General features: G+C 61.7%; 20 protein-coding genes and 1 pseudogene. 14 read left to right on the forward strand and 7 right to left on the reverse strand.

From position 1 onward, the window contains the following. Nucleotides 1-77: 77 nt before the first annotated feature. The 3 genes from SR908_RS14250 to SR908_RS14260 all read left to right on the forward strand — a co-directional run bounded on the left by SR908_RS14250 (nt 78) and on the right by SR908_RS14260 (nt 2,127). The gene (locus tag SR908_RS14250) at nt 78-761 is read left to right on the forward strand and encodes a type 1 glutamine amidotransferase domain-containing protein (RefSeq protein WP_097022328.1); all 684 of its coding nucleotides are present in this window, start codon (nt 78-80) and stop codon (nt 759-761) included. 150 nt (nt 762-911) lie between these two features. After that, nucleotides 912-1,466 carry a cytochrome b gene (locus SR908_RS14255; RefSeq protein WP_246920909.1) on the forward strand — a complete coding sequence of 185 codons (555 nt, stop codon included), beginning with the start codon at nt 912-914 and terminating at the stop codon, nt 1,464-1,466. Between the two features lie 64 nt (nt 1,467-1,530). Beyond that, the gene (locus SR908_RS14260; RefSeq protein ID WP_246920911.1) at nt 1,531-2,127 is read left to right on the forward strand and encodes a YceI family protein; all 597 of its coding nucleotides are present in this window, start codon (nt 1,531-1,533) and stop codon (nt 2,125-2,127) included. 61 nt (nt 2,128-2,188) lie between these two features. Here the strand turns inward: SR908_RS14260 and SR908_RS14265 are convergent, their stop codons facing one another. After that, a complete protein-coding gene (locus SR908_RS14265) occupies nt 2,189-4,003 on the reverse strand; it encodes a sensor domain-containing diguanylate cyclase (RefSeq protein ID WP_246920913.1) in 1,815 nt (604 codons plus the stop codon). 220 nt (nt 4,004-4,223) lie between these two features. Here SR908_RS14265 and dkgB point away from each other — a divergent pair, with 220 nt between their 5' ends. The 4 genes and pseudogenes from dkgB to SR908_RS14285 all read left to right on the forward strand — a co-directional run bounded on the left by dkgB (nt 4,224) and on the right by SR908_RS14285 (nt 8,437). Further along, nucleotides 4,224-5,039, forward strand: coding sequence for a 2,5-didehydrogluconate reductase DkgB (dkgB, locus tag SR908_RS14270; RefSeq protein WP_246920915.1), 816 nt, complete (start codon nt 4,224-4,226; stop codon nt 5,037-5,039). Between the two features lie 176 nt (nt 5,040-5,215). Continuing rightward, nucleotides 5,216-6,498 (forward strand): annotated as a pseudogene (locus SR908_RS14275) (MATE family efflux transporter). A gap of 153 nt (nt 6,499-6,651) precedes the next feature. Next, the gene (locus SR908_RS14280; RefSeq protein ID WP_246920917.1) at nt 6,652-7,911 is read left to right on the forward strand and encodes a D-amino acid dehydrogenase; all 1,260 of its coding nucleotides are present in this window, start codon (nt 6,652-6,654) and stop codon (nt 7,909-7,911) included. Between the two features lie 112 nt (nt 7,912-8,023). After that, entirely contained in the window at nt 8,024-8,437 is a 414-nt protein-coding gene (locus tag SR908_RS14285) for a hypothetical protein (RefSeq protein ID WP_246920919.1), read from the forward strand. Nucleotides 8,438-8,534: 97 nt separating this feature from the next. Here SR908_RS14285 and SR908_RS14290 read toward each other — a convergent pair whose 3' ends face one another. From SR908_RS14290 to SR908_RS14300, 3 genes are all read right to left on the reverse strand, one after another. After that, nucleotides 8,535-9,725 carry an amino acid aminotransferase gene (locus SR908_RS14290; protein WP_246920921.1) on the reverse strand — a complete coding sequence of 397 codons (1,191 nt, stop codon included), beginning with the start codon at nt 9,723-9,725 and terminating at the stop codon, nt 8,535-8,537. Beyond that, nucleotides 9,709-10,065 (reverse strand): 4a-hydroxytetrahydrobiopterin dehydratase, encoded by a 357-nt coding sequence (locus tag SR908_RS14295; RefSeq protein WP_246920923.1) that lies wholly within the window; start codon nt 10,063-10,065, stop codon nt 9,709-9,711. The genes SR908_RS14290 and SR908_RS14295 overlap by 17 nt, the downstream gene beginning before the upstream one ends. Before the next feature lie 80 nt (nt 10,066-10,145). Continuing rightward, nucleotides 10,146-12,119, reverse strand: coding sequence for a RecQ family ATP-dependent DNA helicase (locus tag SR908_RS14300; RefSeq protein ID WP_246920925.1), 1,974 nt, complete (start codon nt 12,117-12,119; stop codon nt 10,146-10,148). A gap of 191 nt (nt 12,120-12,310) precedes the next feature. Between SR908_RS14300 and SR908_RS14305 the strand changes: the two genes are divergently transcribed. From SR908_RS14305 to SR908_RS14320, 4 genes are all read left to right on the forward strand, one after another. Continuing rightward, a complete protein-coding gene (locus SR908_RS14305) occupies nt 12,311-13,921 on the forward strand; it encodes a BCCT family transporter (RefSeq protein ID WP_246920927.1) in 1,611 nt (536 codons plus the stop codon). A 176-nt stretch (nt 13,922-14,097) separates the two neighbouring features. Then, nucleotides 14,098-17,808, forward strand: coding sequence for an ATP-binding protein (locus tag SR908_RS14310; RefSeq protein ID WP_246920928.1), 3,711 nt, complete (start codon nt 14,098-14,100; stop codon nt 17,806-17,808). Beyond that, on the forward strand, nt 17,805-18,431 hold the full coding sequence (locus SR908_RS14315) for a condensin complex protein MksE (protein WP_246920930.1): 627 nt from the start codon (nt 17,805-17,807) through the stop codon (nt 18,429-18,431). Before SR908_RS14310 ends, SR908_RS14315 begins: the two co-directional genes overlap by 4 nt. After that, complete coding sequence (locus SR908_RS14320; RefSeq protein WP_246920932.1) at nt 18,428-19,687, forward strand: hypothetical protein; 1,260 nt, start codon at nt 18,428-18,430, stop codon at nt 19,685-19,687. Before SR908_RS14315 ends, SR908_RS14320 begins: the two co-directional genes overlap by 4 nt. 167 nt (nt 19,688-19,854) lie before the next feature. Here SR908_RS14320 and SR908_RS14325 read toward each other — a convergent pair whose 3' ends face one another. After that, on the reverse strand, nt 19,855-21,189 hold the full coding sequence (locus SR908_RS14325; RefSeq protein ID WP_246920934.1) for a replication-associated recombination protein A: 1,335 nt from the start codon (nt 21,187-21,189) through the stop codon (nt 19,855-19,857). 369 nt (nt 21,190-21,558) lie between these two features. Here SR908_RS14325 and SR908_RS14330 point away from each other — a divergent pair, with 369 nt between their 5' ends. Beyond that, entirely contained in the window at nt 21,559-22,104 is a 546-nt protein-coding gene (locus tag SR908_RS14330) for a hemerythrin domain-containing protein (protein WP_097022548.1), read from the forward strand. Nucleotides 22,105-22,133: 29 nt separating this feature from the next. On the opposite strand, the gene SR908_RS14335 is transcribed toward SR908_RS14330, so the two are convergent. After that, nucleotides 22,134-23,393: a Y-family DNA polymerase gene (locus tag SR908_RS14335; protein ID WP_246920936.1), complete on the reverse strand. Its 1,260-nt coding sequence runs from the start codon at nt 23,391-23,393 to the stop codon at nt 22,134-22,136. Next, complete coding sequence (locus SR908_RS14340; protein WP_097022310.1) at nt 23,381-23,845, reverse strand: LexA family protein; 465 nt, start codon at nt 23,843-23,845, stop codon at nt 23,381-23,383. Before SR908_RS14340 ends, SR908_RS14335 begins: the two co-directional genes overlap by 13 nt. Nucleotides 23,846-23,974: 129 nt before the next feature. Here SR908_RS14340 and SR908_RS14345 point away from each other — a divergent pair, with 129 nt between their 5' ends. Both SR908_RS14345 and murI read left to right on the forward strand, forming a co-directional pair. Next, nucleotides 23,975-24,868 (forward strand): LysR family transcriptional regulator, encoded by an 894-nt coding sequence (locus tag SR908_RS14345; RefSeq protein ID WP_097022309.1) that lies wholly within the window; start codon nt 23,975-23,977, stop codon nt 24,866-24,868. Further along, nucleotides 24,865-25,677 carry a glutamate racemase gene (murI, locus tag SR908_RS14350; RefSeq protein WP_246920938.1) on the forward strand — a complete coding sequence of 271 codons (813 nt, stop codon included), beginning with the start codon at nt 24,865-24,867 and terminating at the stop codon, nt 25,675-25,677. Before SR908_RS14345 ends, murI begins: the two co-directional genes overlap by 4 nt. Nucleotides 25,678-25,733: the final 56 nt, after the last annotated feature.

Below are 25,733 nucleotides of genomic sequence, written 5' to 3' on the forward strand. Positions count from 1 at the left end.
CATGGGACCTTGAAGTCGAGCCCTGCGATGCCATCTTAGGAGTATCGACACCGATGTCGTTCAGCCAAGGAGCTCGCATGAAGATTTTGATGGTACTGACGTCGCATGATCGTATGGGTGATACCGGTAATCCCACCGGCTTCTGGCTCGAAGAATTCGTTGCGCCGTACTACGTGTTCAAGGATGCGGGCGCCGAGTTGACCCTGGCCTCGCCGAAGGGCGGGCAGCCTCCCATCGACCCGACGTCCACACAATCCGATGCGCTGACCGATGAGACACGCCGCTTTGATGGCGATGAGGAAGCCAAGGCGCAGTTGGCCAATACGCGCAAGCTGGCTGAGGTGCGCGCCGATGACTACGATGCGGTCTTCTACCCCGGTGGCCATGGCCCGCTGTGGGATTTGACGCAAGATCGCCATTCCCAGCAGTTGATTCACGACTTCCTCGTGGCTCACAAGCCGGTCGGGGCGGTTTGCCATGCGCCTGCCGTGTTGGTGCATGCCCAAGGCACCGACGGTCAGTCAGTGGTCAAGGGGCATCGTGTCACGGGGTTCTCGAACAGTGAGGAAGACGCCGTGGGGCTGACCGCTGTCGTGCCGTTGCTGGTGGAAGATGCCTTGAAAGAAAAAGGTGGCCACTATGAGCGCGGCGACACGGATTTCGATGCCTTCCAACTGCGCGATGGCCTGTTGATCACTGGTCAGAACCCGGCCTCTAGCGCACCGACAGCCAAGTTGCTGCTGGATGCTCTGACAGGCTGAGATTACCCTCGATCCTTATACACTTCTCTTGTAATGGCTCGCCTTGGCGGGCCATTATTTCTTTTGGGTTAATAATGCCTTTCCTCGATGCATGCTGGCGTGACGCGTAATAGCCATTATGCTGAAGGCATAATCGGTGGAGGGGCACGCATGTGGCGTAATTCGGTACACGGCTGGGGTTTGCCTAGCATTCTCCTGCATTGGCTGAGTGCCGTGTTGGTCGTGTCGCTCTTCGTGCTTGGCTGGTGGATGACTGGCCTTGGTTATTACGATCGCTGGTATCAACTCGCGCCGTGGTGGCACAAGTCACTGGGCCTGATGCTACTGGGTTTGACGCTGCTGCGGCTGGCATGGCGCCTGGGTCAGCCCACTCCCAAGGCGCATGGCCTGTCTTGGGAGCGAATGCTGGCGCATGCCGGCCATTGCCTGCTGTACGTTTTGCTGTTGACGGTAATGATGAGCGGCTATTTGATCTCGACCGCCGAGGGCCAGGGCATCAGCGTGTTCGGTGCCTTTGAGGTGCCGGCGCTGATCAGCGAGCTGCCGAATCAAGCGACCCTGGCGGGCGATGTGCATTGGTACGCTGCCTGGGCACTGATAGTGCTGGCCGTGGGCCATACGCTGGCGGCGCTTAAACATCATATTTTCGATCGTCGGGACACCCTGCGTCGCATGTGGTGGCCCGGCGGATCTCGACGCCAATGAGTTCGATATCCGTGGCGGTATGCCGCCACTCTAGTACTTCCATCCTTCATCTCAGGAGATGACGATGTTCTCGAAATCGCTACGCAAGACCGTCACTGGCGCCGCCCTCGGCGCAGCCGCGCTATTGCCGATGACCCAGGCCAGTGCCGCCGAGTACCAGATCGACACCGAAGGGCAGCATGCCTTCATTCAGTTCAAGATCAGCCACTTGGGCTATTCCTACGTGCTGGGTACGTTCGACGAGTTCTCGGGGACTTTCTCTTATGATCCCGATGCGCCGGATGCGTCCAGCGCCAATGTCGAGATCGACGTGACCAGCCTCGACAGCAACCATGCCGAGCGTGACAAGCACATCTTGAGCGACGACTTCCTGAACGCATCGGAGTATCCCACCGCAACGTTCGAGTCGACCGGCTTCGAATCGACTGGCGAAGGCGAGGGCAAGCTGTCCGGCGACCTGACGCTGCATGGCGAAACGCAGCCGATCACCATCGATGTCGACCATATCGGTGGGGGCGACGATCCCTGGGGCGAATACCGGAATGGCTTCGAGGGTGAAACGACGCTGACGCTGTCCGACTTCGGTATCGATACCAGCAAATTGGGGCCGACTGCGTCCACTGTCGATATGTACCTGGTGGTGGAAGGTATCCGCCAGTAAATTCGCCACGCATGATCGAGCCTGAATCGCCCCGCCTTGTGCGGGGCGATTTGCGTTGGGCTCAGTCTTGGGAGATCGCCAGGCGGTTGCGCCCGCTTTGTTTGGCCTCGTAAAGTGCCATGTCGGCGTGATGCAGCAGGGTTTCGGCGTACTCACCGTGCTGGGGGTAACAGGCGAGCCCCAAAGAGACGGTAAGACGAAGCGGCGTCCCTTCGTTCATGGCGATATCCAAAGTGGCGACCTGTTGGCGGAGATGCTCGCCGCGCCGCCGTGCGGCGGATAGTCCGGCACTAGGCATGATGACCACAAATTCCTCGCCGCCGTAACGGCAGACGATATCGCCACGCCGAACGTTGTCGCTCAAGAGGTTCGCAACGTCGATCAATGCCTTGTCGCCAAAGGCATGGCCGTGGTCATCGTTGATTGGCTTGAAATGGTCGATATCCAGCATGAGGACTGACAAGGGGCTGGACTGGCGCTCGGCACGTGCCAATTCGCGCGTCAAGGTATCGTCCAGGAAGCGTCGGTTGTAGAGACCGGTCAAGGCGTCGCGGATACTGGCCTCCTCGAGTTGTTCGCGCAGTCGCACATTGCTTAGCGATAGTGCCATATCTTCGGCGGCGCCCTTGGCAAATTCGGCTTGAGGATCGCCGTTATCCGCCTCCTCAGGGGCACTGGCGAGATGAAGATGCAGGACACCCATCGGCTCCTCCGTGCCTTTTAACAGTATGCAAAGATGGCGCCCGGGATGAGCGGCGCGTAGATGAGAGCAGACCTGTACAGAGTGCGCCGCTGGAAGAGTGACATCGCGTATCCCGCCCTCACGCAGGGTCAGGCATTCGCCTAAGTCGATATCACCTTGGTCCTCGCCCCACTGGCAAATGCGATGAGGCGGGCTAGCTTGTGCATCAAGGCACCACAACGTGCCGCCGAGGGTATTGGCAAAGACCGTGGGTAACCGGTCGCGGAGGGTCGACTGCGCTTCCTGTGTACTGCGGCAGGCTTGCAGGGCTTCGATAAGATCATGGCGTGCCCGCATATCGCGGGTTCGGTCGCGCACCAACACATTGACGCGTTCGGCGAGCTCGCGATTGGTGCGTTTTTCGGTGGCGACCATCGCTTCTAGGCGGGCTGCCATGGCATTGAAGGCATGTGCCATCCAGGTGAATTCATCACGTCCCCTGAGTGCCACGCGCTGGCTGAGATCCCCCGCGACCATACGCCGTGAGCGCTGGGTGATTTCCGAGACAGCGTGGCGGGTGCGACGAAACAGCGGCCACCAGGTCAGCAGGGCACTCGCCAGCGCCAGCAAAATGCTCCATACCATGATGTACTGCGCACGTTTCGCGGCTTCCTGGCTATCGGCCTGGCGTTTATGGAGAGCTTCCTGCTCAGTATCGATGAAGGCTCCCATTACCGTGCGGAACTCATCGACCAGGCGTTTGCTGGCTTTATCGGCTACGGGAGGGAGTGCGGCATTGTCGTTGCGCGCCTTGATAATGCTGTCGGTGGCGACGTTTTTTATCCACTGCCGGAAAAGCTGATTGGCCTGATCGAGGCGTTGATTTTGCATCGCGTCGTTTGAGGCCTCTTGCAAGCGTCTCAGAGTGCGTGGAAACATGCTCAAGGCGCGTTGGTAGGGCGCCAGGTAATCGCCATCTCGGGTCAGGGCATAGCCACGCTGGGCAGTTTCGGCGTCCATAAACAGGCGCATCAAGTGATTGGCATCGGCAATCACCTCGAGAGTCTGGGCGACGGTGCGTGCCGTGCGCTGCTCGACCTGAGACGCCTGATAGAGGGCGAGGCTCCCGGTCAGCATGATCATGAAGGGCACGATGGCGGCAATTATCATGCGTGCGTAGAGTGAGTGGGGCATGAGGCGGCGTTTCCTCAGATATGTAACCAATGGTTACGTTTCGATTGATCATAACGGCACTTGGTAGCCAAGCTCAATGGCGATCTAGCGTGAGGAAGGTGTTGAAAGTCAATTTAACGGTCCCCACCTGATGTATTGATAGGACAGATCACCTGACGCCATGTTTCATATTGTAACCAGGCGTTTTGTACTGTCTTTTGCCATCTGACAAGGAGCCACCATGCTTAACCAACGCACGTTGCCCCGCATTGGTCTCGGTACCTTTCGTCTCAAGGACCAAGACGTCATCGACTCGGTTACGTCAGCGCTGTCACTCGGTTACCGGCATATCGATACCGCTCAGTTCTACGATAACGAGCGTGCTGTGGGCGAGGCGCTCAAGCAAAGCGATGTCCCTCGCGACGAGATCTTTTTGACCACCAAGGTGTGGTGGGACCGCCTACAGCCGCAGGCATTGTTGGAAAGCTTCGAAGAGAGTTGCCGGCAACTCGGTGTCGAATATGTCGATCTGGCCTTGGTGCACTGGCCATCGCCTGACGACGAGGTGCCGATGGCTGATTACATCGGTGCCTTGAGTCAGGTGCGCGAGAAAGGCCTCACGCGCGAGATCGGTGTCTCCAACTTCACAGTGGCGCAGCTCGATCAGGCACTCTCGGTCCCCGGGGGCGAGCACTTGATCACCAACCAGATCGAAGTGCATCCCTTCCTGGCTAATCGCACCGTGGTCGCGCATTGCCAGGACAAGGGCCTGCAAGTCACCGGTTACATGCCGCTGGCGGTGGGCAAGGTGATGGACGAGCCCGTGCTCAAGGAAATTGCCGATGCGCACGGAGCGAGTCCGGCGCAAATCGCGCTGGCTTGGGTCGCGGCGCGCGATATCGTGGTGATCCCGTCGTCCACGAAGCCCGAGCACCAGAAATCGAACCTGGAAGCGATGGCGATCACTCTGAGTGCCGACGAAATGGCACGCATCGATGCGCTCGACCGGGGCGAACGTATCGCCAATCCGGATTTTGCCCCGCAGTGGGATGCCTGAACCGTCATCACTCACGAAGGCGCTTTTTGCTGACAGCCTGTTAGACTTGGCGCCCCCGGTGTCGACCGATACCGGGGGCGCCCTGTTTGATACCTTGATCGTTGATTCGCAATGAGGTTTCCGTGACGGAATCCATATCCTCGCTACGTCGCCAGCTATGGCAGCAGACCTGGCCCATGGCCATTGGCGTGCTCTCGCTGCTGGGTTTTCAGCTTGTCGATAGTGCTTTCATCGCCCGTTTGGGCACCCAGCCGCTCGCGGCACAGTCCTTCACCTTCCCGCTATCGTTTCTGATCATCGGTGTTCAGGTGGGGTTGGGTATTGCCATCGCGGCGCTGATCTCACGCACCCTGGGTGCCGGCGATACAGCGCAAGCCAGGCGTCTAGGCAGCCTTGTGCTGGTCGGTGGAAGCGTATTTATGGCACTGCTGATGCTGATCATGTGGGTCGCGCAGACGCCGATCTTCACGCTTATGGGGGCCGATGCTCCCACGCGGGAGCTGATTCGCGCCTATTGGGGGCCGCAGTTGGTGGCCAACTGGCTGGGGGCGGTGCTGTATTTCGGCTATAGCCTATTCCGGGCGCACGGCGATACGCGTTTGCCGGGTAAGCTGATGGTGCTGACCAGCCTGATCAATTTGGGCCTCGATCCACTGCTGATTTTCGGTGTCGGCGACTGGTCGGGCTGGGGGCTGCCCGGTGCGGCTTGGGCGACAGCGTTGGCGTTTGCTATCGGCATCTGGCACTTGGTGATGCGTCTGCGTGCACATGACTGGTTGGCGCGTCACGGATTACGGGACGAAATGCGTGCCTCGGCCGTGCCGTTCATGGCGATCGCTGGGCCTGCAATGATCAGCCAGTTGATGCCGCCGCTCTCGGCGATGCTGGCGACGTCGATCGTTGCCGATCTGGGGGAGACTGCCGTCGCAGCCTGGGGGTTGGCTAGCCGCCTGGAAACGCTTTCAATGATGGTGGTGCTGGCGCTGACCATGTCACTGCCACCCTGGTTGGGGCGTTGTTACGGTGCTGGCGATTGGTCGCGCATCGACGCCTTGATGAGCCTGGCGGCGCGTACCGCCGTGCTTTGGCAACTGGGGCTGGGATGTGTCATGGCATTGGCGGCGCCTTGGGTGGCGTTCGTCTTGTCGGGCAATCCGGAAATACGCGACGAACTCGCGACTTTGATTCGTTGGCTGTTACCCAGCTATAGCTTGCTGGGCCTTTGCATGCTGGTGGTGTCTGCCTCCAATGCACTGGGCTGGCCGGTACGTGCCATGCTGCTTTCCTTCATGCGCTTGTTCGTATGTTACTTGCCATGCTTGGCGGTAGGCGCCTGGCTGTCGGGGATCTTCGGGGTCGCCTGGGGGGCCGCGTTGGGCAATGTGCTGGCCGGGGGGTCGCCTGGACCATTTTCCGGCGTTCCTTGACGCAACGTATGGCGGTCAATTCCGATACTTGAGAACGCTGTTCTTTAAGTCATAAAAACCAGACTATGTATAAAAATCGATTTCATCATCTAGGTGTAGACTAGATTACCTCATAATTTACTAGCCTTCCCATCCTATACTGGCGCTTCGTTCAGCATCCAATCAGCGCCAAGCGGGGGAAGGCCATGCACGTACTCATTCTCGGCAGTGGTGTCGTCGGCGTCACCAGTGCCTATTACCTGGCATCCCAGGGGCACGAGGTCACGGTGGTGGACCGTCAGGCCGGACCCGCCATGGAGACCAGCTATGGCAATGCTGGTCAGGTGTCGTTCGGTTTTTCCTCACCCTGGGCGGCGCCCGGCATCCCGCGCAAGGCGCTCAAATGGATGTTTCAGGAGCACGCGCCGCTGAAGATTCAGCCCAAGCGCGACCCCGCCATGGCACGTTTCATGATGGCGATGTTCAACAACTGCACGCCCGAGCGCTACGCCGTCAATAAGGAACGCATGGTGCGTGTCGCCGAGTACAGCCGCCAGTGCATCGATGCGTTGCGTCGTGATACGGGGATTCGCTACGAGGATCGCCAGCGAGGTCTGCTACAGCTGTTTCGGCATGAGTCGCAGGTCGAGGCGGTAACCAAGGACATGCGGGTGCTGAGCGAATGCGGTGTGCGTCATCGGCTGCTCGGCGCCGAGGAGTTGGCGACGGCCGAACCGGCGCTGGCACGCGTGCCGGGCAAATTCGTGGGCGGGCTGCACTTGCCGGACGATCAAACCGGCGACTGCCACTTGTTCACCCAGCGTCTGGCCGAGCATTGCCGTGAGCACCTGGGCGTCGAATTTCGCTTCAATGTCGATATCCAGCGCATCGAGCGTCAGGCGGGACGTGTCGAGCAAGTCATGACCTCGGAGGGTGCCTTGAGCGCCGATGCGTACGTGGTGTGTCTGGGCAGCTTCTCGCCGCTGTTGGTCAAGGATCTGGACATCCGCTTGCCGATTTATCCGGTCAAGGGGTATAGCCTGACGCTGCCGGTGACCGACGACGGTGGTGCGCCCCAATCCACGGTGATGGACGAGACGTTCAAGGTTGCGATCTCGCGTTTCGACGACCGGATTCGTGTCGGCGGTACCGCCGAGCTGGCCTCCTATGACCTGAGTCTGCTGGAAAAACGCCGTGCGACCATCAGCATGGTGGTGCGCGATGTCTTTCCTGAAGGTGGCGACGCGGCCAAGGCCGAGTTCTGGACTGGTCTGCGCCCGATGACCCCGGATTCGACGCCGATCATCGGCGCAACCCGCTATGACAATCTCTGGCTCAACACCGGGCATGGCACCCTCGGGTGGACGATGAGCTGCGGCAGTGCCCACCTGCTTGCCGATCTGATAGCGGGCCGTCGCCCGGAAATCGATCCCCACGGGCTGGGTGTGGCGCGTTACGCCGCGTGATCTTGTGGCGTGGGGAATCCCTGAGCGCATCGCTTGTCCAATACTCGCATCAGACTCGGTCCATCAGTACCGGGTACTCTTGGGTGTGATGAGAGCTATTGAGGAGGCAGCGATGACGATTCGCTCAGACTGGCGTGCCGCAAGCGTTAGCATGCTGGTGTTTTTATTGAGCAGTTCGATACTGATGAGCGGGGCGGTACTCGCCCAGGACGAGGCTACGACGTCCGGGGAGCAGAAAGGCCAAGCGACCGAGCCAGGCGAGGTCAGCGAGAAGGCGACTGGGGTCAGCGACGAGGATGCCAGTTTCGGTCAGGGTGGCGCGCAGACACCGCTCGACCAGCGCCGTAACGCGGTGACCTTTGGTCAGATGGATGTTGACCAGAATGGCGTGCTCAGCGAAGAAGAGGCGCGTCAGGCCGGCCAGCTCGAGCTCTTCCAGCGTCTCGATGACGGCGAAGGCGAGGTCACGCGGGAGACGTTCCGGGAAGAGACCGGTTCGGACACGCTGCCTGAGGTGGAAGACTAAGCCGCGCGGCATTCATGCTAAAAGCAGAAACGCCCGATACGTGATCCTGAAGGGATTCACGCATCGGGCGTTTTCGTACCGGACGCTGGCGTCGCGATCAGCCGACGACAGTCGCGATGGCCTTGGCTACGTAGGGCAGGTTTTCCTGCGCCAGGCCGGCAACGTTGGCGCGACCGGAGCGCACCATGTAGATACCGAATTCGTCGCGCAGACGATCGACCTGCTCCGGGCTCAGCCCAGTGTAGGAGAACATGCCGCGCTGTTCGGCGATGAACGCGAATCGCTCGTCCAGACCATAAGGCTTGAGTGCTTCCACGAAGTCACGGCGTAGCCCGTTGATACGATCACGCATCTCGGTGAGCTCGTCGCGCCACACCGTTGCCAGCGCATCGTCTTGGAGAATCTCGGCGACCACTGCGCCGCCATGAGCCGGCGGGTTGGAGTAGTTCTCGCGGGCGACGATGGCCATCTGCGAGCGAACGTTCTCCATCTGTTCGCCATCGCGGGCAATCATGATCATGCAGCCGGTACGCTCGCGATAGACCCCGAAGTTCTTGGAGCAGGAGCTGGTGATTATCACCTCGTCGAGGTTCTCGGCCAGCAGACGCGGCCCATAGGCGTCGGCATCGAGGCCATCGCCGAAACCTTGATAGGCAAAGTCGACCAGTGGCAGCAGACGGCGCTCGCGGACGACCTCGAGCACGCGCTGCCATTGTTCGCGAGATAGGTCGAAGCCCGACGGGTTGTGGCAGCAGGCATGCAGTAGTACCACGTCGCCTTCGGGAATCTGCTGCAGCGCGCCCAGCATGCCGTCGAAATCGAGACGGTTGTCGGCATCCACGTAGGGATACTTCTTCAGCTCGACGCCCGCCGCATGAAAGATACCCAGGTGGTTGGGCCAGGTCGGATCGGAGACCCAAATGCCCTTGCCGGGCAGCTGTGACTTGATGAAATCCGCCGCCAGGCGCAGCGCGCCGGTACCGCCGGGCGACTGGGTCGCGCTGGCGCGTTTGGCAGCCAGTACCGGCGAGTCTTCACCCAACACCAGCTCGAGCACGGCCTGGCCGTAACCCGGGTCACCGTGCGAGCCGATGTAGCTCTTCGTCGTCTCGTTCTTCAGCAGCCGCGCCTCGGCCTCCTTGACGGCCCGCATGACGGGCGTATTGCCGTGAGCGTCACGGTAAACGCCGACCCCCAGGTCGACTTTCTGGGGGTTGGGATCCTTTTTGAAGGCTTCGATAAGCCCGAGGATTGCATCCCCGGGTACGCGTTCAATCTGCTCGAACATTGGACTGCGCTACCTCGTCGGTTCTGGCGGCCATGATGAAATCATTCTTGTGCAAGCCCCCGATCTTGTGGGACCACCAGGTGACGGTGACCTTGCCCCATTCGGTGATCAGCGCCGGGTGATGGCCTTCTGCCTCGGCGAGATCGCCCACCTGCTTGGTGAACGCCAGGGCCTGCTTGAAGTTGCGGAACGTGAATTCACGCTCCAGTTGCATGATGCCATCGCGCTCCACGATCCGCCACTCGGGAACATCGGCACCGAGGCTATGCATTTCCGCCTCGCTGACGGTGGGGGCATCGGCGCTGCAGGCTTCGCATTTCAGCTCGGAAAGTTCGCTCATGGTGTTCTTTGCCTCCTTCAGGTGATTTATACCAGTGTAGAAGCCAGCACCGGGGCGGGCCTACCGCAACGGGGCATGATTTACGCCTCGGGCGAAGATGTGGCCTTCACGGCCGTATGGATCTCTGGGTAGGGGCGGTCTTCCAGGGCCGCGAACCCCTCGAGTTGGCGTGCCTTGAGCTGCGTCAGCAAGGGATTGGTAAGCCCCGCGAGAAAGCGTGTGAATAACGCGTCGCTGGGCGGTGGCGCATCGGCCAGCGCAGTCAGGCGTTCGCGCAGTGGCGCGCACAGCGCGGCCACCTGGTGCGGATCGAGCGGTGCGCGAGTCGTCTCCGTGGGCCACTGTGCGATGTGGTCGCGACACACCGAGCAATGGCCGCAACGCTCGGGCGCCTGGTGGTCGCCGAAATAATCGGCCAGGCGACGGCTGAGGCAGGTCGTCGACTCGAACAGGGCCAGCATGGCCTGCAGCCGCTCGATCTCGGCGGCTTCCTTGCGCTGGAAATATTCGGTCAGGTGCGTCGCGAGCGCCGCGGTATCGAACTCGGCCTGCAGCACCCCGTACACCTCGGTCATCTGTTTGCTTTCGAGCTGGATGAAACCCTGATCGTTGAAATACTCCAGCGCGCTGATGACGCGTCGCCGTGAGGTATCGAGACCGCGGGCGCCACCCAGGGCGTCGAGCGCGTCATGGTCCAGGGTGCACCATGTCTTGGCCTTGGGTGAGGCCTCGATCAGGGCGGCGACAAAATCGCGACGTTCGCCGTTGAAACGCTCGATCAGTGCCTCGGGCTCGATCAGATACTTGAAGCGATACTCGGCGAAATAGGCATAACGCGGGGCGATGATGCCCTCGAGCTCGAGCCTTACCAGCAGGGTCTTGAGGGGGAGCGGCCGAATGTTGCTGTGCTGGGAGAGGGCGTTGAGGCGCACCTCCCACTGGCCGTGGGGCGCGGTGTCGCGAATGTCGCGCAGGACGCGCTCGATGCCATCGCGCTCAGGGGTATCGCCGTAGACGAAGTTTTCCAGCGCGCCCAGAGCATCGCGGCCGCCTAGCATCAAACAGCTCGACGGTTGCCCGTCGCGTCCGGCGCGGCCGATCTCCTGGCTGTAATTTTCGATCGACTTGGGCAGGTCGAAATGCACGACGTTGCGGATATCGGCCTTGTCGATGCCCATACCGAAGGCGATGGTGGCGACGATACAATTGATCTCGCCGCTCATGAAGGCCTGTTGCAGCGTATCGCGGGTCTCGCTGTCGAGGCCGGCGTGATAGGCGCGGGCCTCGAGGCCTGCCTTGCCCAGATATGCCGCCATCTGCTCGGCGGTTTTCTGCAAGGTGACGTAGACGATACTGGGCTGGGGCGGTGAGGCGGCAAGACGTGGCCCCAGCCACTCGGCCAGGGCGCGGGGGCGACGCTCGATGGCAGTGGGCTGCACCTGCAGGTCGAGATTGGGACGATAGAATCCCGTGGCGGCGACGTCCTGGGCATCGATGGCGAAGCTGTCGCGCATGTCCTCGATGACGCGGGGCGTCGCCGTGGCGGTGAGCAACAGTGCCTGCGGAATGGCGAATTCACGCTGATAGGCGGGCAGCTTGAGATAGTCGGGGCGGAAATTGTGTCCCCACTCGGAGAGACAGTGCGCCTCGTCGACCACCAGCAGCGAGACCGGCACCCGCTGCAGAAAGGCGCGGAAGCGTTCGTTCTTGAGGCGTTCCACCGAGATCATCAGGATGCGGATGTCGCCGCGCCTGACGCCATCCATCACCGCCGAGGCTTCCTCCCGGCTCTGGCGCGAATCGAGGCTCGCCGCCGCAATGCCGTGACGCGCCAGAAAATCGAGCTGATCCTGCATCAGCGCGAGCAACGGTGATACCACCAGGGTCAGGTGCGGCAGATGCAGTGCCGGCAACTGGTAGCAAAGCGATTTGCCGGACCCGGTGGGAAATATCGCCGCCGCCGAGCGCCCCTGGGTCACGGCCTCGACCACCTGGCGCTGGCCGGGGCGAAAGTCGGAATAGCCGAAGACACGTTGCAAGGTTTCCTGAATCATCGATCGCTCTCGCTGCAGAACTGAGTAGGGCCGGAATATCGGGGCGTGGCTATGGGCGCTCGTCGATACTCTTCCTTCATTCTCGCATATCGGCGGCGTCGGTGATGCTGGCCGGCATGCGCCATTCGACGCCTTGCCTATCTGCTTCTACGGTATTTATAGAAGGACAATAAAAGATAAAGGAATAACCTATGGAAAAACTGGCCCGTAGACTCGGTCTACAAACCGACCCGACCATCTTCTTCGTGTCGGCCGGCATCATGGTGATCTTCCTGATTGCCCTGCTAATAGCGCCTGAACCCATCGGCGCTGCATTTGGTGCCGGACGGGCCTGGATCGTCACCAATCTCGGCTGGTTTTTCATCTTCGGGGTGACCAGTTGGGTGATATTCCTGCTGTGGGTGGCCATCAGTCGTTTCGGCGCGATTCGCCTCGGCGGTAATGACGCCAAGCCGGCTTATGGCAATGTCTCCTGGTTCACCATGCTGTTTGCCGGGGGCATCGGCACGGTGCTGATGTTCTGGGGTGTGGCCGAGCCCATGTCCCATTTCGCCAACCCGCCGCGGCCGGATGTCGAGGCTTTCTCGGTGCAGGCTGCCGACGACGCGATGGGGTTCGCGATCTATCACTTGGGACTGCATACCTGGGCGATCTTCACGCTGCCCGGGCTGGCATTCGCGTATTTCATCTACCGCTATGACCTGCCCATGCGTTTCAGTTCGGTGTTCTACTCGTTGATCGGCGATCGCATCTATGGGCCACTCGGCAAGACGCTGGATATCTTCGCGATTCTCGGCACCTTGTTCGGGGTGGCGGTCTCGATCGGCTTGGGGACCCAGCAGATCAATGCTGGCTTGACGGAACTGTTCGGCATTTCGGATGGCGTAATGCCGAAGGTCATCATCATCGCCATACTCACGACCGTGGCGGTATGTTCGATCGTGGCCGGCCTAGACAAGGGCGTGAGGGTGCTTTCCAACGTCAATATCGGCATGGCCGTCGGCCTGATGCTGTTCATACTCTTCACCGGGTCGACCGTGTTCCTGCTGCGCTCGATCATCGAGACCGTCGGCATCTATGTCTCCAATATCGTGCCGATGGCGTTCTGGAACGACGCACTGGCGGAATATACCCACGAGGAAGGCGGCTGGGGCTGGCAGGGCGGCTGGACCGTCTTCTATTGGGCATGGACGGTGACCTGGTCGCCGTTCATCGGCATCTTCGTGGCGCGCATCTCCCGTGGGCGTACGATCCGTGAATTCGTGCTCGGGGTGCTGTTCGCCCCGTCGATATTCACCCTGGTGTGGTTCGCGATCTTCGGCTGGTCGGCGATGCAGATCGACGGTATCGGCGAAGATGCCCGCGCGGCACTCGGCGCGCAGGCCGGGTCGTTGTCTGCGGCGGTGGAGGAGAGTATTCCACTGGCGATGTTCGCCTTTTTCGAGAACTTCCCGGCAGCGACCCTGATACAGGGGCTTGCGGTCGTCATCGTGGCGATCTTCTTCGCCACCTCGTCGGACTCGGCTTCGCTGGTGGTCGACATGCTATGTACCGGGACACCCGAACCTGGCCCCTGGCATCAGCGGGTGTTCTGGGGCGTGTCCGAAGGGGCGCTGGCCGCCATGTTGATCGTGCTTGCCGGCGATGCCGGTTTGACTGCCTTGCAGCAGGTCATCACCGTCGTCGGCCTGCCGATGTTCATCCTGGTCTTCGCGATGATGTTTGCGCTGTTGCGCGGCTTGTCCCACGAGAAACTCAGCGAGGTGACCGTCGGCAAGCCGCCGCGGGCCGATGACCTGTAGGTGCGTCAGGGCATACGTGCGGCGTGGCAGCATGGAGTGGGGACTGTCTGACGTGGATTGATGGCGCTGCTTATATCAGTGCCGATGCATGGCGGACGTGCCAACGATTGGTTGTGCATGCCAGCGGTGGGTAGAATGGCTTTTTGCAAAAAAGCGCAAACTACCAAGGACGCGGCATGGCCCATTTGTTACGTATCGTGATGATTCACGGTCATCTGGAAGGCGTCGTCGAACTGGATGTCGATGGCCATACCAATATCTGTGGCACCAACGCCTCGGGCAAGACCACGTTGCAGCGACTGGTGCCCGTCTTTTATGGCGAACTGCCCAACAAGGTCGTCCCCAAGACACGGATGAAGTTCGATGCTTTCTACCTGCCGCATCGCAACAGCTATCTGATCTACGAATATCGTCGCGAAGCCGGCAATGTCTGCCAGGCAGTGCTGACGCGCAAGAAAGAGGGCGGCCTGGAATATCGCTTTGTCGGCGCGCCGTACCAGCCCGAGGATTATCTGGTGGAAAGCCAGGACGGTGTCGTGGCGCTGGAGTACGGCGACTGGCTGGCTGGGTTGCGCCGCGCCGGTATCGACTTCTCGGCCAAGTACGGGGCAACCTCCGAATACCGTGCGGTGATTCAGAACGACTTCACTCAGCAGCAGGGTAACCGACGCGAGGCCCTGAAACTGCGCCAGACCGCCGCGAAATTCAGCCTGGTCAAGCCCGAGCGACGCATTCGCCACATGGAGAAGTTGATTTCGGCGGTGCATGCCAAAGAGGGCAAGATGGATACCCTCAAGACCATGCTGGCGGCGATCTTCGAGGAAGACGGCGTCGAGCTGCCGGTCACCCGTATCCGCAACACCAAGGCGCGCGACTGGATCGCGCAGATGCGCCAGTCGATGCGTCTGGAGCCGCTGCAACAGTCATTGGCGGCGCTGGCAGACGTCGACCGCGATATCGTCGATCTTGAATCGACACTCTGGCAGCTCAAGCCACAGTTGGATGCCGACCGCCATCGGGCCGAGCGTGTATTGGCCGATACCGAGGCCGAGCTGAATACGCAGCAGGAAGCCTTTCAGGCTCGCGAGCAGGAATACGAACAGGCGCGTGACACGCTCAACGACCGCATCAGTGAGCTTGCCAGCGAGCTGGATCGCACCCAGCGCAGCCTTAATGATCTGCAGCAGCAATATGAGCAATATGCCGAGGCCGATATGCCCGCCTTGGAGCGGGACCTGGCCGAACTACCGCAATGGCGGGAACAGGCCCAGCAGTTGCAGGAACATCTGGCGGTGATGCAGGAGGCTTCCGCAGCCAATCGCTCACGTCTTGACGGTCGCCTGCGCGAGCTTGCCGATAACCTGTCGCGGCGCACCGATGAACTCCAGGCGCTCATCAATGAGTTGGGCGATGAAAAGTCGGCTTGCCAGGAACAGCAGTGGGCCTCCGAGCGTGATCTGGAAGCGCAGTACCATGCGCAGCGCAGCGAGCTGGATGCCGCCTATCAGACGCGGCTCGAGCAAGGCATCGAACGCTTGGCCGACCTCAAGGCCCAGCTCGCCTCGACCGGCCAGGTGCCCGAAGAGCTGCAGGAAGCTGAGCTCGCCCAGGCCAGGGTCGATCAGGCCCAAAGCGATCGCAACGCTGCCGCCAGTCGTCTCGAAGGCTTGCGCCGTGAGCATGAAACCCTACGGCGCGAGCGTGACACAGCAGAACAGCAGCGGGAAAGCGCCAAACAGCAACTCAATCGGGCGAACCAGCGTTCCCAGGAGCTTCAGCGTCAGCGCGATCCCGCCGAGGGCAGTCTGCGTTATTTCATGCGTTACCACCGCCCCGGCTGGGAGCACCGCCTGGGCAAGGTCATCGCGCCCGAACTGCTTGAACGCCGTGATCTTTCGCCACAGCTTGGCGGAACCGAGCATGACGACCTGTTCGGTGTGGCACTCGATCTTGCCGCTATTGAGCTGCCCGATCATGCCCGCGACGAGGCGAGTCTCAATGCCGCTATCGACGCCGCCGAGGCCGAGCAAGCGCGCGCCGAAACTGACCTTCAAGCCGCCGAGAAACAGCTCAAGACCTGTCATGACCGGGTGCAGGGAGCCGAGGAACCTCTTAGCCAGGCGCGGCTCGCCCTCAAGCATGCCGATGACGAAGTCGAATATGCCCTGGATGCCCGACATCAACTCCAGGAGCGTCACGCTCGGCAGCAGAAGGAGCGCCGTCGAGTCGCCGAAGAAGCACTGGCTAGCCAGCAGGCCGCCGACAAGGCCCTGCGCGATGAAAAACGCGAGGCACTGAGCACGCTCGATGACACCCATCAGTCGCAACTGTTGGAACTCAAGGCCGATGGCCAGAGCCAACTGGCCAGCTTCGACGCACGCCTCGATCAGTACAAGCAGCAACTCGAAGACCTCAAGGCCGAGCACCAGCGTCAACGTCAGGAGCTGGAAGCTGCCTTCGATCAGGAGCTGCAGGACCAGGGCGGTGATCCCGAAACCCTGCGTGCGACGCGCCAGCGCATCAGTGACCTGCAAGAGCGCATTCGCGTCACCGAAAGCCGCCGCGAAGAACTCGATGCTTACACACGCTTCATGCGCGTCGAATGGGGCGAGCGCAAGCCGCAACTGGTCGACCGCGAAGCGACGCTGACGCGTGACAAGCAGGCCGCCGAGCACCAGCGCGATCAATGCCGCAGCGATTTTCAGGCCGCCAAGGTGGCGCATCAGCAAGCCGTCAAGACGCTCCAGGCACGCTGCAATGGTGAACGCGAGGTCATCGATGCCCTCAAGCCATTGCTCGGTCAGGTCGAGGGGCTTGGACTGACGTCGACGCCGGATGCCGCCGGCGAGCCGCCTCGAGAAGCGCCGGGCGATGTGCATGAGCGCATCGAGCGCACACGCCAGGCGCTGAGCAACCGGAGCAGGGAGGTGGAAACGCTACGCAAGGGCTGCGAGCACGTCGAGAGCGAGCTGATCAAGGGGGCTAGCGAGGGCTTCGTCGAGACCTTGGAAGCCGAGCGCGGCAAGCTGTTCAGTGGGTCGGGCAGCGGGGCGAGCGAACAGGGCATCAATCCGCGTCGCCAGCTTCCGCTGCTGCGGGGCATGTTGCAATTGCTCGAAGATCAGCAGCAGCAATTGATCCAGCAGGGGCGCAATCTGGGCGCCGATCTGGACAAGTTCTTCACCGTCTTCCGCGATCTCAATCGACGCATCAGCGCCCAGAGCCGTCGCTTGTCCGAAGAAGTGGCCGATGACTTGCGTCTCGAGGGCATCAACAAAGCTGAGGTGCGCATTCAGTCGACCATCGACGAGCTGGGCTTCTGGGAGCCGCTCAAGCGCTTCGCTCAGCTTTATCGTGACTGGGAGAGCTCCAGCCAGACGCTGCCCAGTGATGACTACTTGGATGCGCTGGCCGATGTCGTCGACCTGCTGCGCCATGACCAGCAATACAGTTTCGAAAGCCTGCTGCGCCTCGAGCTGCACTTGAACGAGGGCGGCACCGATTTGGTGATCAAAAGCGATCGTCAGTTGCTCGAATCCTCGAGCCACGGCATGGCCTACCTGATCCTGTGCAAGTTCTTGCTCGCCTTCACGCGGTTGTTGCGCGGGCCCTCGGAGATCGCCATTCACTGGCCCATCGATGAGATCGGTACGCTGGCTTATCACAACGTCGAGATGCTGTTCGATGCTTGCGATAGCAATCGCATCCATATCGTTGGGGCGTTTCCCAACCCCGAGTCTGACGTCTTGCTGTTATTCCATAACCGCTACTTGATCGATCGTAACGCCGAGCAACCGAGTCGCCGCCGCTTGAAGCGCATCGAACCGCGTCTGAGTCGCCTGGCCGAGCGCCTGCAGGAACGCACCACCGAGGAGGTCTCGTCATGATCGAACATGGTCCGCTGCTGGAGCGTTTGCTGGCCGGCGAGTTCGTCTGCGCCGTTAGCGATGACAGAGCCTTTCGTCGCCTCGAGGACGAGGAGGTGCGCGAGCAGATCGACACGTACCTGCGACCGCTCAACCGTCGTCTGGCTACCAACGCCGAAGGCAGTGTCTACTTCCTGGCCTGGCGGCAGCTCAACGACGAGGCCCGCGAGCAACTCTCGCGACAGCTTGGCGAGGTACTGCACAGTTTGATGCCGATGCTCGAATGGCTTCAACTGATGCAGGAGGCGATGGGGCATGACGCCCTAGTGGCGCCGGGCGATGTACTCAAGCCCGCCGAACTCAGCGCTCGCTGCGAGGACAACCAGAGTCTGCGCGAGCAGCTCGAACGTCTCGCCGGCGACACCTTCTTCGGCTCCCAGAGCGAGCAGCTCGACGCTCAGATGAAGCAGGTCTTCAAACGTCTCAAGGAGCACGGTTATCTGCTGCAGCCGCATGCCGACCGCCAGGTCTATCTGGTCACCGGCAAGATCGATTACCTCGTCGATCTGGTGCGACTCATCCGCGACGAAGAAAACCTGCCCGTCGAGGATGAGCGCCCTCAGACGCAGGAAAGCTTGTTATGAAGGAGCTTGCTGTGCGCGACGAGCATGAGTTGGAAAGTCGCCTGATCGGCACCGGCGTGGAGCGTTTAGCGCTGCTTGGCAAGCACGCCGATGCCCTGATGCAAGGCTACAGCCGCGATGAAGTGCCACTGGAAGCCTTGAGCGATAGCGCACTGCGGCGGCTGCTTGCCGCACGCATCGTCTGGCGGCCCGACGATCAGGGTGGCGTCAAGCTGGCGCCCAGGGTGCGCGAGTTGATCGCCGAGATGTTGGCTGACGAAACCCGCCGCCAGGTCAACGCCGACGTGGGCGAAACCCTGGAGCTTTTGCGCACGCTGGTGCAGAGCTATCGCGAGGCCCAGAGCCAGGGGGAATACTGGCGCCAGGAGCAGCAGTTGCTGCGCTTGCGCCAGGCCGTCGATGACCTCAACGGACGTTTCGCTGACGCTATCGATAGTCTCTGGCAGCGCCTCAATAGCGATTTCGGTTTCGTCAGCCGCCTGAACGACAAGATCCGCGAAAACGATCGTGCCCAGAAGCAGATCGTGCGCCTGCTGGATGGCCTGCAACTGATCGACTTCGATGAGTTGATCGAACTGGTCGGTAGCGACGGCACCCTGCGCAAACTGCTGATCAGTCAATTGCAACGCCAAGTCAGTCAGCACTACACCAGCCTGCGTGAAGTCCAGAGCCGTCTTACCGAACTGATGGCCCGGTTCCGCCAGCAGCAATCGCGTAGCCGGCTGATTAGTGGCATGGCGGCGTTTTTACGCGAACACCCCAACTTCGTTCCCGGCAATTATGCGCGGCGCAGCGAAGTGCCGGACCTGATCAACCAAGCCGTTCCTCTGATCGCTGCTGCCGCGCCGGCCCTGGATCATGAACCGGACATTCGAACGCTGACCGACCTAGTGCACCAGTTGCCGAGGCCGGTGCACAAGCCGCAGGACGTCGCTGCCGCACGGCCTGCCGAGGCCGAAGAGCAAAGTTCGGTGGCAGCTCGCCAACAGGCGCTCAAGCAAGACGTGGAAAGTTTCTACCTGACGGTGATCGACCATCCCGATCCCATGGGTATCAGCGCGCTGGCCTACCTGCAGGAAAGTGACATGGAATGGGGCGACGAGATCTGGCTCTTCCAGGTGATCGCCGAGTACCAAGGCCTACCGCGTAGTGAGCAACAGGCCTTTCGGCTACATCAATCGGAGAGCCGAGCCAGCCGCTTCAACGACCTGCGACTGATTCACGACGTCACCCTGCAACTGGCGAATTCGGCATGAACGAAGCGTTAACACCCAAGACGCATCGTTGGCTCAGCGACATGCACGCAACGGAGCCGGCCGATGACACCCCATGACGAATCCCAGCAGACGCGTGTCTTTGGCATCGTCGACAGCACGCTGCGCGTGATCGAGATGTGCCGCCGCCGTTGAGGGCGGCGGGGCGCTTATGACGTGCCATCGGCTTGGGCGTCGAGTTCGGCGCGCCAGGCCTGCATCTGCTTGAAGCGTTTTTCCTGTCCGTATTCGGTGGGTGCGAAGAAGGTGCTCGCGGGGAGCTCCGCGGGCCAGCAGTCGTGCGCATGGCCGGCGGGATAGCCGTTGGGTTCGTTGTGCGCGTAGCGATAGCCCTCGCCGTGACCGAGGGATTCCATCAATTTGGTCGGGGCGTTGCGCAGGTAGGTGGGCACCTCGAAGTCGGGATGCGCGGCGACGAACTGCTTGGCGGCGTTCCAGGCCTGGTCGATGGCGTTGCTCTTGGGGGCGATGGCGAGATGCAATGCGGCATGCGCGATGGCGCGCTGGCCTTCGTAGTCGCCCAGGCGCAGATAGGCATCCCAGGCAGCCATCACCAGCGGCAGGGCGCGGGGCTCGGCATTGCCGACATCCTCCGAGGCGATGGCGGCGAGGCGGCGGACAACATCGAGCGGGTCGCCGCCCCCTTGCGTGAACTGGGCGATGTACAAGAGCGCGGCGTCGGGGCGCGACGAGCGTATCGACTTGTGGATCGCCGAGAGCAGGTCGTAATAATGATCGCCCTGCTTGTCGAAGGCACTGGCCTGGTGGCCGAGCACTTCGTGCAGGGCTTGATGGGTCAGGCGTTCACCGTCGTCGCCGGGTTCGGCGAAATCGCAGGCGGTCTCCAGCAGACCCAGTGCGCGGCGGGCATCGCCCGAGGCCGCTCGGGCGAGGGTTTCGAGAACTTCGTCATCGACCGCGATGCGGCGTTCTCCCAGGCCGCGTTCCGTGTCCGTCAGGGCCTGGCGCAGCACGCGCAGCAGATCGTCGGCTTCCAGCTTGCGCAGCACGTAGACGCGAGCGCGTGAGAGCAGCGCCGAGTTGACCTCGAAGGACGGATTCTCGGTGGTCGCGCCGATCAACGTCAGCAAGCCGGATTCCACATGGGGTAGCAGGGCGTCTTGCTGGCTCTTGTTGAGGCGGTGGATCTCGTCGAGAAACAGCAGCGTCGGCTGCCCGCGTACTTGTCCCTCGCGCGCGCGCTCGACGGCGGCACGGATGTCCTTGACGCCGGCCATCACCGCCGATAGGCGTTCGAGCATGGCGCCTGAGGCATCGGCGAGGATATCGGCCAAGGTCGTCTTGCCCACGCCCGGTGGTCCCCACAGAATCATCGAGCGTACCGCCCCGCTTTCCGCCATGCGACGCAGCGGCTTGCCGGGGCCGACCAGGGCTTCCTGGCCGACATAGTCGTCCAGGTTGCGAGGCCGCATGCGGTAGGCCAGCGGTGTGTTATCGGATTGGGATGAAGCGAACATGTCCATGTGTATGCCACCGTGGGTGAGAGGGTGTTTACAAAAGGGCTGCACTTGACAATACGGCGTTAAATTGGCCTCAAAATACTCATTTACCCCATGTAAACTCCGCGTTTTCGGCCAATTTTGCCTTGTCTTGCCTTCGTTCGCCTGTTTTGTAAAGACCCTCTGCGTCGGGTCACCAAAAATCGTCACTAGACTTTCGATCAACAGGCGTAATCCTGTCATACCCGCTAGGGTAAAACATTCGAGCCCCGGTAGGGTGTTTCCTATCGGGGGAGTGGGAGTCGACGAAGACTCTCGCCTAAACTGGTCAAATAGGCGGCCGGATACCCCGCGCTGCCACGCGCCGACTGCAAAGGAGGCCTGTCCATGCCCATGCTGACCCAACTGCGCCAAGATCATGCCAACATGGCGCGTCTGCTGCACGTGCTGCAGCTCAAGCAGAAGACTTTGGCGGAAGGCGAGCGCCCCGACTTCCAGATGATGCGCGAGGTCGTGGATTATATTCTCGATTACATGAGTGGCTTCACCGCCCCGCTCGAACAGATGTGCACCGAACAGTTGAACACACGGGCGCCGGAGGCCAACGGGCTGTGTCAACGGTTGTCCGAGGACTATCGAGCGCTCAATGCCCGTCTGGCCCGGCTTTCCCAGGACCTCGACATGATCCTGATGGACGCCGTGGTGCCGATGGACCAGTTCAGCGAGGACCTCAAGGCCTATCTGGAGTCGCATCGCGCCTACTTGCGCGGCGAACGCGAGGAGCTGTTTCCGCTGATCCGCGAACATTTCGGCGAGGACGACTTGGATCAGCTGGCGAAAGCCATGCCTGAAGGCGCGGAAGCCGAGTTGGCCCGTTTGCAGCAGGCCTATCCGGCGCTTTATGCCGAGTTTCGCGAGGCGCCCTCGCCGTTGAATTGAGCCGTCTTGCCGCGTGTATGGCATGGCCATCACCTGGCGCGTGCCCGGGGCAGTTCGTCCCAGCGCGTGGTATAGCAGGCCGAACGGTAGGCGCTGTTCATCTGCCAGGGAGCGTCGGCGGGTTGCGGGCCCAGGGTCAGTGCTTGGCGTCCGTAGCGGGCGCGAATGGCGTCCCAGGCATGCATCAGCGCCTCCTGTCGCGCCGGCTCGGCGCCGTCGAAGAGCGTCGTCTGGCTCTGTCGGCGGGGTGTCAGCTCGGTGAGCATCACCCCCAGTTTTTGATAGGCCGCGGGCTGCCAGAGCCGCGCGAGTAGGTGTTGTGCCGCGCGGTTGAGTTGTTGCGTGTCGGCGCTGGGAAAGGGCAGCGCTGCCCACTCGCAGGCCTGATGAAAGCTGCCGGCATGGTGCGGGTTGGTACGCATGTACACGCCGATGGCCGAGGCTTGCATGGCGTCGCGTCGCAGCTTTTCGCCGGCACGCTGGCAATGATGACGCAAGGCACCGGCCAGGGAGGCGCGGTCGCGGAGTGGCTGGCCGAACGAGCGCGAACAGAGGATGCTGCGGCGCGGTGTTTCCAGGTCGCCCATCGCCAGGCAGGCCTGGCCGTTGAGCTCGGCGGCGGTGCGCGCCAGTACCACGCTGAAGCGCCGCCGCAACACGCTGTCGGGTGTCTCGCGCAGGGCGGCGGCGGTCACGATGCCCATGCCGGCCAGGCGTGCATTGAGGCGTTCTCCCACGCCCCATACATCGCGCGGCGATAGCCGGTTCAGGTGTGCCGTCAAGTCGGGCGCGTCCGCGCTTCGCCAAACGCACACCTGGGGGCGTGTCGGTTGTGTCTTGGCCTGTCGATTGGCGAGCTTGGCCAGGGTGCGCGTCGGCGCGATGCCGATGGAAACCGGCAGGCCGACTCGGCGTTGCACGCTGCGCACCAGTGTTGCGCCGAGGGCGTGCCAATCCTCGCGCATGCCGCGTAGATCCAGAAAGCATTCGTCGATGGAGTAGGGCTCAAGCGTAGGGACCTGCTGTGCCAGCACTTGCTGCACGCGTGCCGAGAGGTCGCCGTAGAGCGTGTAGTTGGAGGATTTCAGCACGATGCGTCGACGCAGATGCGGTTCGATCTTGTGGGTCGGGATGCCCATCGGGATGTCGAGTGCCTTGAACTCCTCGGAACGCGCGATGACACAGCCATCGTTGTTGGATAGCACGCCCACCGGAACGCCTTCCAGACGTGGTTCGAACAAACGCTCACAGGCGGCATAGAAGTTGTTGCAATCGATCAGCGCGAACATGTCGGCTCGGCCGGTTCATCACCCGTGGCGGGCAAGGCGTGAATGGCGTAGCAGATGACGCCCCACAAGCGGTCATCGTCGGTCTCGAAGGGCAGCGTCGCCAGACCGGGGCGTGACGGCGCGAGGTACAGCTGAGCCTCGCGGCGCTCTAGGCGCAACACGCTCAGTTCGCCGTCGATCACTGCGACCAGCCAATGCCCGGGTCGCGGAGAAATGGCGCGGTCGATCACCAGCAAGTCACCGTGGTACAGGCCGGCGTGGCGGTGGTCATCACCCTCCAGATGCATGAAGAACGTCGACGCGGGACGCCGTACCAAGTGACGATGCAAGTCCAGCGGCGCTTCTCGGTAGTCGTCGGCGGGGGAAGGAAAGCCGCTGGCGCCGCGTGGCAGGATGTCGCTCGATGCTGGCGCCGAGGTGGACGCGGCGAGAGCGATAGGCGTCATGGACATGGCGAGACCTCGAGAACGAAATAAAAGGTACTGTAAAAATAAACAGTATTATGCCTCGAGGCAAGTCGAGCCATCTCATCGGGTGGGTGGGTAAGGTAGAATGAGCGCACGTGTTTTTGAGGAAGTCGTATGGACCGCCTGCAGGCGATGCACATCTTTCGCGCCGTGGTCGAAGCTGGCAGTTTCGCTGGCGGTGCGCGCAAGCTGGAATTCTCCAATGCCATGGTCAGCAAACAGATCTCCAAGCTGGAGGCCAGCCTGGGGGTGCGCTTGTTGACGCGTACCACACGGCGCTTGCAGTTGACCGCCGAGGGCGAGCGTTACCTCAATGGCGCTAGCCGCTTGCTCGACGAATTGCAGGAGCTGGAGACAGGGCTTAGCGAGCAGCGCGGCGAGGTGCGCGGCAAGTTGCGTCTCTCCGCACCGCTGGATTTCGGCGTGCGCGCACTGATACCCGCCTTGCAGGCGTTCGAGCGTCGCCATCCCGCGGTGATGCTCGATGTCGTACTCGAGGATCGCCGTGTCGACCCGGTGGCAGAAGACTTCGATCTGGTGGTGCGTATCGGTGAGCTGGAGGATTCCAGTTTGATCGCTCGGCCGTTGATGGACATGCCGCGCCACGTTTACGCCGCGCCGGAGTATCTGGCACGGCACGGGACGCCCACGCATCCCGCCGAGTTACGTGAGCATCGTTGTCTGCACTATAGCCTGGCGCGCGAAGGGCACTATTGGCACTTCCAGGTCGCCGGGGCGCCGTATCGGGTGCGCATCCGGCCGGTCATGGCCTGTAACAACGGACGCGCCCTGACCGAGGCGGCGATACGCGGCATGGGGCTGGTCTATAAACCGGCATTCCTGGGTGAGCCGGAAGTCGAGGCCGGGCGACTGGTCCGGGTGCTGGACGATTTCAGCGTGGCGCCGATCAGCGTCCATCTGTTGTATGCCGAGCGTGAGTTCATCCCCGCGCGCCTGAGGGCCTTAGTGGATACGCTGCTGGCGCACTTCGCGGAGACCCGCGCATGACGGCGCCAATTCTGATCTTCGACTCCGGTATCGGCGGGCTCTCGGTGGTCGGTGCCTTGCGCACACGCCTGCCGGGCGCACCGCTGGCGTATGTGTGTGATAACGCCGCGTTGCCGTATGGCACCAAGCCCGATGCCTGGTTGGTTGCGCGGATCGTCTCGGTGTGTCGCGCGGCGGTGGCGGCGAGTGGTGCTCGCGCCCTGGTGGTGGCCTGCAACACGGCCAGCACCTTGGCGCTAAAGGCCTTGCGCGAGTGCTTGAGTATCCCGGTGATCGGCACCGTGCCGGCGATCAAGCCAGCGGCCCATGCCTCGCGCAGTGGTGTATTCGGGTTGCTGGCGACCTCGGCGACGGTGTCGCGCCCTTATACGCAGCGTTTGATTGGTGAGTTTGCGCCGGATTGCACGGTGGTAAGGCTGGCCGCCGATCCGCTGGTCGCGCAGGCCGAACGTGTCCTGACCGGGATGCCGTGGGACGATGCGGTCATCGCCGCCAGTCTGGCGCCGTTATGGGAAGCATCGCGTCTTGATACCGTAGTGCTGGGATGCACGCACTTTCCGCTGCTGCGCGAGGCGCTCGAGAGGCATGCGCCGCGCGAGATTGTGTGGATCGATTCCGGTGACGCCATTGCGCGGCGCGTGGCGCAGATCGTTTCTCCGATCGTATCAGAGGCCGCGCGTGATGCGCCGGGTAGCGATGCAAGCTGGGCCAGCGCTCCGCAACAATCGGGCCTGGCCCGCACCCTGGCGGGCTACGGCTTCAGCGCACCGAATCCTTTGGCATTGCCTGACACTGTTTTAACCTTTTGATTTCCATGAGACGGTGTCGCTGCGGCGGCACCGCGAGTTTTTGCTGAAAGGAGTTT

The sequence above is a fragment of the Chromohalobacter canadensis genome, from assembly GCF_034479555.1.
In the GTDB taxonomy this organism is placed as follows: domain Bacteria; phylum Pseudomonadota; class Gammaproteobacteria; order Pseudomonadales; family Halomonadaceae; genus Chromohalobacter; species Chromohalobacter canadensis.